The 13,432-nt window shown below is 53.1% G+C and carries 6 protein-coding genes, 2 tRNA genes and 2 pseudogenes; 7 read left to right on the top strand and 3 right to left on the bottom strand.

All coding sequences use genetic code 11. The features are described 5' to 3' along the window. Window positions 1-49 precede the first annotated feature (49 nt). Window positions 50-126, top strand: a tRNA-Met gene (locus ACOERD_RS25080). 1,000 nt (window positions 127-1,126) lie between these two features. Here the strand turns inward: ACOERD_RS25080 and ACOERD_RS25075 are convergent. Then, window positions 1,127-1,379, bottom strand: a pseudogene (locus ACOERD_RS25075) (integrase core domain-containing protein); the annotation flags it as partial. A 244-nt stretch (window positions 1,380-1,623) separates the two neighbouring features. On the opposite strand from ACOERD_RS25075, the gene ACOERD_RS25070 reads away from it, so the two are divergent. The 4 genes and pseudogenes from ACOERD_RS25070 to istB (ACOERD_RS25055) all read left to right on the top strand — a co-directional run bounded on the left by ACOERD_RS25070 (window position 1,624) and on the right by istB (ACOERD_RS25055) (window position 4,673). After that, window positions 1,624-1,698, top strand: a tRNA-Gln gene (locus tag ACOERD_RS25070). 202 nt (window positions 1,699-1,900) lie between these two features. Next, window positions 1,901-2,208: pseudogene (locus ACOERD_RS25065) on the top strand (transposase); the annotation flags it as partial. A gap of 238 nt (window positions 2,209-2,446) precedes the next feature. Beyond that, complete coding sequence (gene istA / locus ACOERD_RS25060; protein WP_419739242.1) at window positions 2,447-3,955, top strand: IS21 family transposase; 1,509 nt, start codon at window positions 2,447-2,449, stop codon at window positions 3,953-3,955. Continuing rightward, window positions 3,942-4,673 carry an IS21-like element helper ATPase IstB gene (gene istB, locus ACOERD_RS25055; RefSeq protein ID WP_419737606.1) on the top strand — a complete coding sequence of 244 codons (732 nt, stop codon included), beginning with the start codon at window positions 3,942-3,944 and terminating at the stop codon, window positions 4,671-4,673. The genes istA (ACOERD_RS25060) and istB (ACOERD_RS25055) overlap by 14 nt, the downstream gene beginning before the upstream one ends. Window positions 4,674-5,015: 342 nt before the next feature. On the opposite strand, the gene ACOERD_RS25050 is transcribed toward istB (ACOERD_RS25055), so the two are convergent. Then, the gene (locus ACOERD_RS25050) at window positions 5,016-7,808 is read right to left on the bottom strand and encodes a TIR domain-containing protein (protein ID WP_419740864.1); all 2,793 of its coding nucleotides are present in this window, start codon (window positions 7,806-7,808) and stop codon (window positions 5,016-5,018) included. 181 nt (window positions 7,809-7,989) lie between these two features. Here ACOERD_RS25050 and istA (ACOERD_RS25045) point away from each other — a divergent pair, with 181 nt between their 5' ends. Together istA (ACOERD_RS25045) and istB (ACOERD_RS25040) are read left to right on the top strand one after the other, a co-directional pair. After that, window positions 7,990-9,498, top strand: coding sequence for an IS21 family transposase (gene istA / locus ACOERD_RS25045; protein ID WP_419737605.1), 1,509 nt, complete (start codon window positions 7,990-7,992; stop codon window positions 9,496-9,498). Beyond that, window positions 9,485-10,216, top strand: coding sequence for an IS21-like element helper ATPase IstB (gene istB / locus ACOERD_RS25040; protein WP_419737606.1), 732 nt, complete (start codon window positions 9,485-9,487; stop codon window positions 10,214-10,216). The genes istA (ACOERD_RS25045) and istB (ACOERD_RS25040) overlap by 14 nt, the downstream gene beginning before the upstream one ends. 559 nt (window positions 10,217-10,775) lie before the next feature. On the opposite strand, the gene ACOERD_RS25035 is transcribed toward istB (ACOERD_RS25040), so the two are convergent. Then, entirely contained in the window at window positions 10,776-13,268 is a 2,493-nt protein-coding gene (locus tag ACOERD_RS25035) for a hypothetical protein (protein ID WP_419740863.1), read from the bottom strand. Window positions 13,269-13,432: the final 164 nt, after the last annotated feature.

Raw genomic sequence — 13,432 nt, 5'->3', positions numbered from 1 at the left:
TTCCCTCTTGACCCTTCCTGACCGCTCCCTTACATCGCCTCTCACTCATGGCGGAGTAGCTCAGTTGGTTAGAGCAGCGGAATCATAATCCGCGTGTCGGGGGTTCAAGTCCCTCCTCCGCTACCAAATACCTCTCTCTATACATTGTTGGTAATCAGGTATTTTTCGAGTTCCCTTGAACTTACTATGTTTTACGCACACCGCGCTCTAAGTTGAGCTTCGGAGCGATTGTTACTTAGTCGATCGTCTTTTCTTCATTCAAAGCTGCTCACCCTCAACGCATGCTGTATCTTTTCGAGTTTGTTGCCTCGAATGCGCTTCTTATCAATTGCTACAATACTGATCTTAAGTAATTTCTGGAGATCGAACGACGAAGCTGCGCCTGAACCTCGTTCGTGTGATCGACAGGCATATTGAGGGCCTCTGCGGTCAATGTGGGCTTTCCCTATTCGTCAGGTGGTGGAGCAAGTGGCCGCTGCAAACCCCTTTATTGATAGGGGCTGGCCCTTGCTGAACGGGCCGGTAATTCCGCGCACTACTGGGCCTCTTGAACGCAGATTTCGCGCTGCAAAAGGTGCTAAATGGGGTCTTCGTTAAAGTGCGAATGTGTATCGAGTTTCCACTTTTTCGCCCACAAGTCCGCAAATTCCTTCATTAGTTCCGGCCTATCGTCAAGCAAAGCCATGAGTTGACAAGCGGCCCACATCGCAGCGTAGCCATCGGCGTCTTCGCTTTCTAACTGAAATGCGTTCATTGCAGCGGTGTAAGGGGTTGAGGGCTCGTGCATCTGCCAAACGGTTCCTTCAAGTCAATAAAAAAGAAAACCCTGACAAGAAACCAACGGCAACCCAAACTGAAGTAGCTGAAAAGGTTAAAGCAAGGTCCAACATCCATTCACCCCCCCCCGGGTTTTGTTGCGTATCTCGGCCATCAGACTTTTCAGGCAAGGAATCACAATTAAGTGTTAAAGACTACGGTTGAACACGCGGAAAACAGGCCGTTAACATTCGGTTCACGAATCCAGATCCGCAACCCAGCCGGGTCTGACGTTGCATCACCCTTGAGGCGATCCAGAAGGATCCAGTTGTTCAGTGAGCAGCCTAATCTGACTGGTCCAAGTTGGGTGTTAGTGCATCATCGGCCTGTGATCCATCCGTATGATGGTTTCGAGCGCCGGTGGGCGATAGCCCAAATTCACTGTGGGGGCGTTTTGTGTTGTAGTGTGTCCTCCATTGTTCGATCAGGATTTGTGCTTTGCGCAGGCTTTAGACGATTTCGCCGTTGAATAGTTGGTCCCTGAACCGGCCATCGAAGTTTTCGCCGTGTCCGTTCTCCCGCGGGCTCTTAGATTCAATGTAAGTCGTCGGAGCGCCGACGGCGGTAAAAGTGACATTGCCGGGCCCGAATTTGCATAAAAAGGGTCTAAGGCCCGGGGAGATCTTAGTGTCCTGGATTCTCTGTCCTGAGACAGACGCGCGGCAATATCGGTATCGAAAACAAGTCAAGGGAACCGCGACACAGACGCAGCAGCAAGCGCGGCCAAAATTTTTTATGGAGGGCCCACTTTTTTACCTGAATCCCCTTGAACCCTGCCAGCAACAATCGTAGACAGCCGCTCACCGATGGGGTGTAGCCAAGTGGTAAGGCAGCGGTTTTTGGTACCGTGTATCGTAGGTTCGAATCCTACCACCCCAGCCACCATTCTCCGAATGTGTGTCGTCCGGTATGAATCGAAACTTGTCCGGCTTGAAACACAACTCTTGTCGGGCAAGAAGCAAACTTAGAGCCGTTCTGGTCTCTCTTGATCCGTTTGAACAGGACAAAGCTTATCCGTACGACATTTCAGGACATGCCTCGAATATGAACGGGTGCGTGTCTTCAGATTTAATGCCTCGGGCGTATTTTGGAGGACCACGTTCCCCAAGATCACTTGCTTCGGTCGATTGATCGCTTTGTTGATCTGAGCAGCACTCGATCGCATCTCACTGACTTTTGCAGCCACACCGGTCGTCCGTCGGTCGATTCTGAACTGCTGATCCGGATGCTGCTGGTCGGCTATCGCTCGGCATCCGTTCCAAGTGAAGACTGTGCGAAGAGGCGCATCTGAATCTGGCATATCGGTGGTTCCGCCGCCTCGATCTGAGGGACCGTATCCCGGATCACTCAACGCTCTCCAAGAACCGGTATGGACGCCTTCGCGAGAGCGAGCCGACTTTCAGTAGAGGTCATAGCGCGAACACGCCCGCTGACAAACGGGCAATTAGAGCGGCTGCAATCCGCTCCAATGCGATGGATATAGGCGAGCTTCTTCCCGAGGCGAGACCTAGAGGTGTAGAAAAGCGTGCAATTTTGACCCCCTAAGCGGGGAAATCGGCGTCCAAATTTGACCCCTCCCTATGGTTGTAGACATCCTTTTCATTGAGCAGTCGATGGAGAGGCAAGCGGGATGATTTGCGTGGAAACTATTAGAAAAGTGCGTCGCTTACACCTGATCGAAAAAAAGAGCATCAAGGAAATTTGCCGTTCGCTCAATTTGAGCCGTGCAACGGTTCGAAAGATAATCCGATCGGGAGTGACGGAGTTCAAATATGAGCGCAAATCGCAGCCATACCCGGTGCTCGGGCCTTGGCGCGCGCGTCTGGATGAAACGCTTGAGGAGAACGAGGCGCTTCCGAAGAAACACCGCAAGCGGATGACCAAAATCTGGAAGGAACTCTCCGATGATGGTTTTGGCGGCGGGTATGACAGTGTTCGACGCTACACAAAGAATTGGCGCATTGCGCACGGCCGACAACAGGCGCAGGCGTTCATCCCGCTGATCTTTGATCCTGGGGAGGCGTACCAGTTCGACTGGAGTGTGGAGACGGTTTTGATGGACGGTGCACTCACGACCGTGAAGGTTGCCCATTTCAAACTTTGCCATAGCCGCATGCCATTCTCCATTGCCTATCCGCGCGAGACGCAGGAGATGGTCTTTGATGCCCACGACGAGGCCTTCAAATTCTTTGGTGGAGGCTGCATCAACGGGATCTACGATAACATGACGACCGCCGTCGATGCGATCCTGTCGGGCAAGGAAAGAAAGTTCAACAAGGCATTCTCCCGGATGTGTTCTCATCATCTGGTGAACCCGATCGCCTGTACGCGCGCGGCCGGTTGGGAGAAGGGTCAGGTTGAGAATCTGGTCAAGGAGAGCCGCGCCTATAGTTTTACACCGCGTCTGGAGGTGGCCGACTTCGATGAATTGAATGCCCGGCTGCAAAAAGACGCGATCAAACGCGCAAAAGAACTGCGGCATCCGGAAAACCTGGAGGTGACGGTCTGGGAGGAGTTCCAGCAGGAAAAGCCGCTGCTGACGCATCTGCAGAAGCCCTTCGTCGGGTTCCGTGAAAAGACGGTCGCCGTGAGCCGAACCTGCCTGATCAACTTCGAAAGAAACAAATACAGCGTTGAGGCAAGAGCTGTTGGACGTCAGGTCCAGTTGCAGGTCTACGCCACGCGGATTGTCCTGCGCCAAGACGGTGAGATTGTCGGAGAGCACGAACGGTGCTTCGGCCGAGGAAAACCGATCTTCAACCCTTGGCACTATGTGCCCGTCCTCAAGCGCAAGCCTGGCGCTCTGCGCAATGGAGCACCGTTCCGTGACTGGGACCTACCACCGGCAATGACGCAGATCTGGACCCATCTGCGGGGCACATCCGACGGAGACCGGCAACTTGCCGATATTCTTTTCGCTGCTTACCAGCACGACATTGATGTGGTCGAGGCTGCCTGCGAAGAAGCTCTAAAATCTGGCCTGCGCAAGGCCGATGCGATCCTGAACATTGTCTCTCGGCGCACCAATCCCCCGCCGCCAAAGGCGATTGAGCCGCCTGCCCACCTGCAGCTGAAAATGGCACCGATCGCGGATTGCGCTCGCTATGACAGGCTTGGAGGCTCCCATGCAACTGCGTAAGGAAATTCTCGAACTTGCCCGTCAACTGAAGTTGCCAGGCATCGTCAACTGCTTTGACGAAGTGATGCAGGCCGCAGCCAAAAACAACTGGCGGCCCCAACAGGTCGTGGCCGAACTCCTCACGGCCGAACTGGCCGAAAAGACTGCGCGCTCGATCCGGTATCAGATGGGTGCCGCAAAGTTCCCGGTCTGCAAGTCCTTACCTGAGTTCGACTTCACGGTCAGCCCCGTCAACGAGGAAGTCGTGCGCAATCTTCATGACGGCGATTTTATGGACCAGGCCAGGAATGGCGTGCTGGTCGGTGGAACCGGATCGGGCAAAACGCATCTCGCAACAGCGATCGGGGGCCACGCGGTCAATAACCGCCGGCGGGTCAGGTTCTTCAGCGCTGTGGATCTCGCGAACAAGCTGGAGGCTGAACATCGCGAAGGCAACGCCGGGCGGCTCAGCGAGCAGCTGATCCGCGTCGACCTCGTGATTATAGACGAACTCGGTTATCTGCCGTTCGCAGAGTCTGGTGGACGATTACTCTTCCATCTCATCAGCAAACTGTACGAGCGAACGTCTATTCTGCTAACAACCAACCTCGCATTTGCTGAATGGCCGAGTGTGTTCACAGATGCCAAAATGACCACTGCTCTCCTGGATCGACTGACACACCATTGCGATATCATCGAAACCGGGAACGAAAGCTGGCGAATTAACCACCGCGACTAACCTCGAAATCGGGGAATAAATTCAAAACAGACAGCAGGTCAAACCTTCAGTCGAGCTACGCTCTCTTTTCGGTTTGACCTGCTGTCCACCCCCTCCTGAATCAACCTAAACACGACCCCCTCAACGCCCCTCTTAGCTCCAAGGGGGGTCAAATTTGGACGCCGATGGGGGGTCATTATTCAATGCCGATTGACAGCATGACGTTACCCTCTGGAAAATGAGACACCCGACCCCCTTCGGCTCATTTTCCAGAGGGTAACGTCATAACACGATTCTTCGCGCTGAAGCAGATCCGACTGGAAGTCGGAGGGTTTCCTCCATTACGTGGAAACTAAACTCGCGCTAATTGGCGAGCGCTTTTCGAAGACGGGCAGCCAGCCCGTCCGGACCTAAGTGCGTAGGCAGCAAGAGGGAGGTAATCACCCCGTTGCTCAGCACTTGGATTTCGGCTTCAGAAGCACCAAATGACACGCCACTCACGTATGAAAATTGCCAGTTTCCAATCGATCTGCATGTGGCAAGATCAAAGAGAAGAACGCCGTGCTGACCTTCCTGAACCAGCAAGAACCTGCCGTCATATGTGAGGTGTAGACCTTCCGGCTTGCCGACGTGGACCCGCGGGCAACTGGCATGCGGGCCACGTTTGTGATGAAGGAATACCCCCAGTTCAGAACCTGCAGCGGCTACGGTCTTACCGTCAGCCGAGCTTGAGATTTCATAGAGCCTTTTCTGCCTAGCATCTCCGACTTGCAGTTCCCCTACAATTTCCACGGAGGCAGAGGCAGGATCGATGATCAGGAAGCTGCCGCCCATTCCCACTGCCCAAAGCCTTCCGTCAGGCCCAGGTGAAATCGCCTGCACCGGGCGCCTCACTTCAAAGCCATCAACGTCTTGTACCAAGCTCGTTCTTGCGCGATCCAATGCGAAAGAAGTGATTTTGGTACTACCGTGCAGTACCGAGAGCCTGAATGGTTCGGATTGAAGCGCGGCACCGATGATTGGAACGACATCGCCCCCCTTGGGTATCGTTACTGTATCCACATGCCGCAACGGCGAAATTGCATATAGTTGCACCCACTCACCAGCTGCGACAGCAATATAGTTTCCGTTCGGATCAATGGCGACTTGGGGTTCTAGGAAACCACCCAACGGTTTCTGTAGGGGGACCTCCACCATGTCCCCTGTTTGGTCATGAACAACGCGCAGGATGGTTTCCGATACCATGGCACTTGTGTCAGCTCCCGTGTTTGAGGCTACTGCAACCCATTTCTTATCAGTTGAGCCACCGGCCCCCAACTCCTCTGGGTTCATACGCATCCACGAATTTCGAATGAATTCGCCACCTGGATAACTGCGGGGATAGGCGAACAGGTCCAGGTTTTGTGAAGCTATCGGATTGGAAACCACCAGTTTATTGATTTCAGATGTGATTTCTTCATCCCACGCATTGTTCCGCAGGATCTGTGATACCTGCAGCACCTCGCTAGTTGTCCAATCCACCAGCGTTGCGCAGACCAATTTCTCGACACGGTACTTCTCTTTCGTCAGTGAAATAGACCACGAGGTGCCCGGCACCCAAGCGAGCCCTTCGCTTTCAACCTCCCCAAAACCACAGAGCCCGTCTCGACGAGATGAACCTTGATCGACTAGGGTAAAGTCGGAGCATTCCCCTTCTGCTTTTATTTCTGCTGCATAGACCTGTTGATCGATCTTCAGATCCCCGATGGAAATGCGCGCGGCGATATGATTACCGCTTGGGTCAAAGTATAGAGACTTCACCTTCTTTTCGCCTATGGGCATGCTGCAGAGCTCCCGGTTTTGGCGCACGTCGTAAATCACGATGGCATCCCTTCTTTTAAGGGCTACACGCGTACCACCCGGATCGATTGCAAAGGAATTGTCGTGATAGTTTTCGTGCCCAGATACAGGCTCACCAACCACACTATTGCTCTCAAAGTCCCAGACCCTGATTTGATCTCTTGAGCTAAGGAACGCGATCCGCGCAGCTTTTGTCGCAGCTTCAATTTCAGTGACGTTGCCATCAATCTGGACTACCGTCGCCACAGTGTTTTCGTCGTAGTTCCAAGCAAAAAGCGTTTTTTCAAAACCGCCGCTGAGAACGACCTTTGCTTCAGGCGAAAACTCCACCGAGAAAGCACTGTCCCCGTGAACCTTTCTTTGGTGTAAGAGGGATCCTGTCCGGACACTCCAGATGCGCACATGCCCGTCCCGATGGCCCGTTACCAGGAGTTCACCAGTTGCATTAAAATCCGCGTCCAGAATGTGGTCCGTCATCTTGTCAGACGTACCTTTGGAACTTGCATTCAGCACGGCGATCCCTGCGGTAATCGCAAGCGGATCATGCGGATCAGACCCTTCTGCATCGGCGGGCAGCGCGTCTTTGGCAAGCTCCCAGGCCTCGGCGACAAAATCGTTATCAACTAAGTATAACGCTGAACTTGCGGCTAGTTCGGAGGAGCGTTCGATCGCTGTCTTCCTTTGAACATCGAAGTTGTAGGCGAAAAAGGCTGACAAAGTCGCTAATAGCATCATGCTAAGAAAAGCGACCGTCACGACCCTCAATCGCATTGTTTCAACCTTCGCTCCAGTGAAGCTGGCCCGAATGCGCTCGATCACTTTGGGGGCAGGAACTCTCTCATTGCGTTCATTTACTTCCCCGTCATCCGAAACCCACAACAGTGGATCAATGACAGACCCGTCATCGTGGACAATTTGCTGCGCCTTTATCCACGCGCTGAGCGCCCCTGAGACCGGTTGATCGAGTGCCCGCTTCACCGCACGGTCAACGTCGACAATGATCGGTGCTTTGCCTTTATTCTGGAACGTCTCGACCTCTCGTCGAACCCAAATTGATTTGGTGAGTGCATGGGGTCGGGCCACCACAATTAGATGCTTGCTGTTTCTGATGCGAATTTTGGTTAGGAGCCCAAGATCTTGCCCGAGGCGATAGTCGCGCGTGTCCAGATGGGTTGTAAAGTCCTTACTCAACGCGCGATCAAGCGCCTGTGGATAGCCCACTCCATCCTTATGCGCATACGATATAAAGAAGTCGTAGCCAAAAAGGGCGTTTACCACGCGTTGCGGGAAGCCGATAATCCAACGAAAAATAGCCATTGATCTGTTCTCTGGTACTAGACTTCACGGGCCAGTTCGATCTCGCCCCCCTATCTGATCGTAATTGTAGAAAAGCGTGCAATTTTGACCCCCTAAGCGGGGAAATCGGCGTCCAAATTTGACCCCTCCCTATGGTTGTAGACATCCTTTTCATTGAGCAGTCGATGGAGAGGCAAGCGGGATGATTTGCGTGGAAACTATTAGAAAAGTGCGTCGCTTACACCTGATCGAAAAAAAGAGCATCAAGGAAATTTGCCGTTCGCTCAATTTGAGCCGTGCAACGGTTCGAAAGATAATCCGATCGGGAGTGACGGAGTTCAAATATGAGCGCAAATCGCAGCCATACCCGGTGCTCGGGCCTTGGCGCGCGCGTCTGGATGAAACGCTTGAGGAGAACGAGGCGCTTCCGAAGAAACACCGCAAGCGGATGACCAAAATCTGGAAGGAACTCTCCGATGATGGTTTTGGCGGCGGGTATGACAGTGTTCGACGCTACACAAAGAATTGGCGCATTGCGCACGGCCGACAACAGGCGCAGGCGTTCATCCCGCTGATCTTTGATCCTGGGGAGGCGTACCAGTTCGACTGGAGTGTGGAGACGGTTTTGATGGACGGTGCACTCACGACCGTGAAGGTTGCCCATTTCAAACTTTGCCATAGCCGCATGCCATTCTCCATTGCCTATCCGCGCGAGACGCAGGAGATGGTCTTTGATGCCCACGACGAGGCCTTCAAATTCTTTGGTGGAGGCTGCATCAACGGGATCTACGATAACATGACGACCGCCGTCGATGCGATCCTGTCGGGCAAGGAAAGAAAGTTCAACAAGGCATTCTCCCGGATGTGTTCTCATCATCTGGTGAACCCGATCGCCTGTACGCGCGCGGCCGGTTGGGAGAAGGGTCAGGTTGAGAATCTGGTCAAGGAGAGCCGCGCCTATAGTTTTACACCGCGTCTGGAGGTGGCCGACTTCGATGAATTGAATGCCCGGCTGCAAAAAGACGCGATCAAACGCGCAAAAGAACTGCGGCATCCGGAAAACCTGGAGGTGACGGTCTGGGAGGAGTTCCAGCAGGAAAAGCCGCTGCTGACGCATCTGCAGAAGCCCTTCGTCGGGTTCCGTGAAAAGACGGTCGCCGTGAGCCGAACCTGCCTGATCAACTTCGAAAGAAACAAATACAGCGTTGAGGCAAGAGCTGTTGGACGTCAGGTCCAGTTGCAGGTCTACGCCACGCGGATTGTCCTGCGCCAAGACGGTGAGATTGTCGGAGAGCACGAACGGTGCTTCGGCCGAGGAAAAACGATCTTCAACCCTTGGCACTATGTGCCCGTCCTCAAGCGCAAGCCTGGCGCTCTGCGCAATGGAGCACCGTTCCGTGACTGGGACCTACCACCGGCAATGACGCAGATCTGGACCCATCTGCGGGGCACATCCGACGGAGACCGGCAACTTGCCGATATTCTTTTCGCTGCTTACCAGCACGACATTGATGTGGTCGAGGCTGCCTGCGAAGAAGCTCTAAAATCTGGCCTGCGCAAGGCCGATGCGATCCTGAACATTGTCTCTCGGCGCACCAATCCCCCGCCGCCAAAGGCGATTGAGCCGCCTGCCCACCTGCAGCTGAAAATGGCACCGATCGCGGATTGCGCTCGCTATGACAGGCTTGGAGGCTCCCATGCAACTGCGTAAGGAAATTCTCGAACTTGCCCGTCAACTGAAGTTGCCAGGCATCGTCAACTGCTTTGACGAAGTGATGCAGGCCGCAGCCAAAAACAACTGGCGGCCCCAACAGGTCGTGGCCGAACTCCTCACGGCCGAACTGGCCGAAAAGACTGCGCGCTCGATCCGGTATCAGATGGGTGCCGCAAAGTTCCCGGTCTGCAAGTCCTTACCTGAGTTCGACTTCACGGTCAGCCCCGTCAACGAGGAAGTCGTGCGCAATCTTCATGACGGCGATTTTATGGACCAGGCCAGGAATGGCGTGCTGGTCGGTGGAACCGGATCGGGCAAAACGCATCTCGCAACAGCGATCGGGGGCCACGCGGTCAATAACCGCCGGCGGGTCAGGTTCTTCAGCGCTGTGGATCTCGCGAACAAGCTGGAGGCTGAACATCGCGAAGGCAACGCCGGGCGGCTCAGCGAGCAGCTGATCCGCGTCGACCTCGTGATTATAGACGAACTCGGTTATCTGCCGTTCGCAGAGTCTGGTGGACGATTACTCTTCCATCTCATCAGCAAACTGTACGAGCGAACGTCTATTCTGCTAACAACCAACCTCGCATTTGCTGAATGGCCGAGTGTGTTCACAGATGCCAAAATGACCACTGCTCTCCTGGATCGACTGACACACCATTGCGATATCATCGAAACCGGGAACGAAAGCTGGCGAATTAACCACCGCGACTAACCTCGAAATCGGGGAATAAATTCAAAACAGACAGCAGGTCAAACCTTCAGTCGAGCTACGCTCTCTTTTCGGTTTGACCTGCTGTCCACCCCCTCCTGAATCAACCTAAACACGACCCCCTCAACGCCCCTCTTAGCTCCAAGGGGGGTCAAATTTGGACGCCGATGGGGGGTCATTATTCAATGCCGATTGACAATCGTAATGGTAAAAGTATACGCGAATGTCGTCGAATTCGCGACTCTGACTGCGGGACCGAAAGCGCCCATCCATTGCGGCAATTCCTGCTGATTGCAACTTGGTCTAATCAATTACTATATAGGAATAACACTTCTCCGTAGCTTTCAGAAGATAACGGATCAAGCCGCCAGAGCCGCACAGGGTTATCTGGTGAGTTCCAGGACAAACTAGCTGGGGATAGAAAATTGCCGACATAGGAGAAGGCAATGTCAGCGACGTCACCGTCATGACCAGAGCGCAAGATCGGTGCTGGGGTTCCCATGACGATCAGGATACGTGATCATAACCCGTAGTTCAGACACCAAGTTTGACGCTGCCAATATCAAGGCAAAAGCCGCACCGACAGAGCACGCAGCCATTCACTGATGCTTTTTGGTGGTGATGTGCTACCAGTCAGTGCCGGGTTGAAAAATCCTTCCGCTGAATGTGCGCCAAGTTGGCGATAGGCTTCGAATTGCTCTTCGTCGAAGAACTGATCTGCGGTGGATTGATGAGGAAAGTCAGGATGGTCCGTATGATAGGCTTTGACAAGTTCGCTTTCATCTCCTGTCATGGCCAATTTGACCACCAGTAATAGCCCCTCGCCCTCCGGATATCCAATTTTGCACAACACCCCATGGGCTGGCGACATTCCCGTTTCTGGGCTCACACGCAAGTCATCTAGTGTGGGAGAGATGTCGATCCCCAAATCGATACGGGCATGTCTGATTAAGGTCGTTAGCGTATGAAAGCGGTTCTCGCCATCCGCACCAGCATCTATAGCCACTATGTATTTACAGCGACGTCGCAGTAACTCATAAACACCTGAATTTTCGATATGTCCACCATCAGACAGATAATACCAGCTACTGTTTTCGGACATACCAAAGCCGATCATTTCTTTGACCAGACACCAAAAACCCGGCACAACCTTGCCCATAGCCCCAACTCTACCAGGTGCTTTGATCCAGTAACCCAGACGGAGATTCAAAAACGACAATAACATCCTTACTGATTTGACATTTAACAAGGTCATATGTGGCGCGACCGCTGCTCCGGAAATCGCAACGGCAGTCGCGAGATCCATATCTTGTGAGCCTGTTTTCCATTCGGTTGTTGGCAGGTAACCAGTCGCAGGGGAACCGCTCCAAAGCTTAGACAATACAAAAAAATCCCCCTCGCGCTCGCGCAAGTTCACAAGACGGCTGGAAGGCAGGTTCACCGCCGCATTGATCAAGTGATACGGTGCCCGATGGTTTGCGTTCATTTCCGGCAATAGAACCGTTTCTGTGCTGCCGTCGTCTGTCGCGATGAATGTACGCGCCAAGCGTTCGCGGTAGAAGCTGTGTGGAGCGGTGAGATTGATATTCAATGACAGCGCTGCAATCAGCAGCATAGCAGTAATAATTGACAGAGCAGTAGTGCCGGACACATATGCGGTTAAACCGCCGCCTATCGGGTCATAAGCAGCCTTACCCAAATCGAATAACATCACTCCAAGAGCTATTGACAGAATTGGGATTGCTACCGCCGCAATTGTTAATACTAGACCTGTTACGACTTTACGTCCCAATGGATGGCGTAACATCGGTAAGGCGCGTGACAGAGTAGGCAAGACGACACCCGCGGATGTAATCGCAATCCATGTGGACTTCTCTTTAGCGCCTAATTCTCCGTTGCCTATCACACCATATATCTGATGCACCAACCACGCGAAGAGAACTAAAACACTGAGTCCAAATAACCCCGCAAAGATTCTTTCGGCCCAATGCTGCGCGAACCGCATCAATGCTGCATAAAACGCCAACCCCACTACCGAACACACAGCAGCTAGATATGGAGCGCGCGCCCAGTTTATGCCCTGATCTGGAATCAATAAGACACAGACTAAAGCGATCAACGAGACTAAACTAGCTGGAGCGGTCCAGTTCAGAAGCATGCCAGCGATGATCCGACAGGTAGCCACAAAAGTCGGAAAAAACGAGCCCATCGACAAATAGGCCGCACGTTTGCGAACATAGGCGACTGGCTCCGTATCTGGGCCATTGGGGCTGGCTATCTGAACACTCGGTGGGTCGTTTTGTAGCACTGACGAAGTGCCAAGGCGCTGGCTTAAGAAGGCTCCTATATACCCTCCTCCAGACACTGTGGACAAGACATCTACATCGCGCAGAAGGTTTTTGTCAGCCAACACTTGTGCCACACCAAGACAAAACGACGCCGAGCGGATTCCTCCGCCCGAAAAAGCCAACCCTGCAGCATCTTCTACCATCTCCGAGGAGGTCTGTTTGCCATTGGCGCGCCGTATTTCCAGGATTTCAGCGCTTTCCGCTGCGTTAATTTTTTTGGCGTCTTCCCTGTTGACCAATGCGGTTTCTGGGATGCCGAATGTTAGGGTTTCCTCACCAATTAGATCCGCCTGCGGTTCTTTTTGTATTTGGTCTTTAAGCTCTTCTCCATATGCCATTATGTGGAGTTCATTCGCAAACGCATGCAATTTTGTCCGGACGTCGGCGAGTGCGTTACGGAACGCGATAGCCTCGTCGCGTTGCTTTAACGCACCTTCGATTTTCTTGCGATGCCAGAAGGCCGTAACAGGACGCAATGTAGTGTTAAGGATCTCTATTGTTTTCGCGGCGAATGCATCGCAGCCTGGATTGTTCTTGATGGCCTTTCGTGCAAGTTTGAACAGATCGTACAGGCTTGTAAGTGCGGCTTCTTCATCTCCGTGTCTTAACGGGAGAGGTTGCGTAGCGATACGGGTTCGCAACTCTGTCAAAAACTCATGAGCCGCAAATTGGTCAGCGGAATAATTCGGACGAGTTTTTTTGACCATCGGCTTTGTCTCCTGTGTGTTGTCGGTACAACACGCCTTTACTCTCGGGCTGACGGGCAATCCTCGCAAGATAAGGTCAGAACCTGTAGGGATGTCGGAATCATATGAAAAAGGCTTCTGTCAATTGTATCCTCTAAGCTTACACCAAACAGGGTAGTTGCGTC

This window comes from Ruegeria sp. (assembly GCF_965199275.1).
Classification (GTDB): Bacteria; Pseudomonadota; Alphaproteobacteria; order Rhodobacterales; family Rhodobacteraceae; genus Ruegeria.
Note: the sequence above shows the minus strand (reverse complement) of the source record. Positions and strands in the feature narration are given on the sequence as shown.

Excerpts from the sequence above, each read along its gene's own strand:
- istB (WP_419737606.1), top strand. The coding sequence starts at position 9,485 with ATGCAACTGCGTAAGGAAATTCTCGAACTTGCCCGTCAACTGAAGTTG.
- istA (WP_419737605.1), top strand. The coding sequence starts at position 7,990 with ATGATTTGCGTGGAAACTATTAGAAAAGTGCGTCGCTTACACCTGATC.
- istA (WP_419739242.1), top strand. The coding sequence starts at position 2,447 with ATGATTTGCGTGGAAACTATTAGAAAAGTGCGTCGCTTACACCTGATC.
- istB (WP_419737606.1), top strand. The coding sequence starts at position 3,942 with ATGCAACTGCGTAAGGAAATTCTCGAACTTGCCCGTCAACTGAAGTTG.
- ACOERD_RS25035 (WP_419740863.1), bottom strand. The coding sequence starts at position 13,268 with ATGGTCAAAAAAACTCGTCCGAATTATTCCGCTGACCAATTTGCGGCT.
- ACOERD_RS25050 (WP_419740864.1), bottom strand. The coding sequence starts at position 7,808 with ATGGCTATTTTTCGTTGGATTATCGGCTTCCCGCAACGCGTGGTAAAC.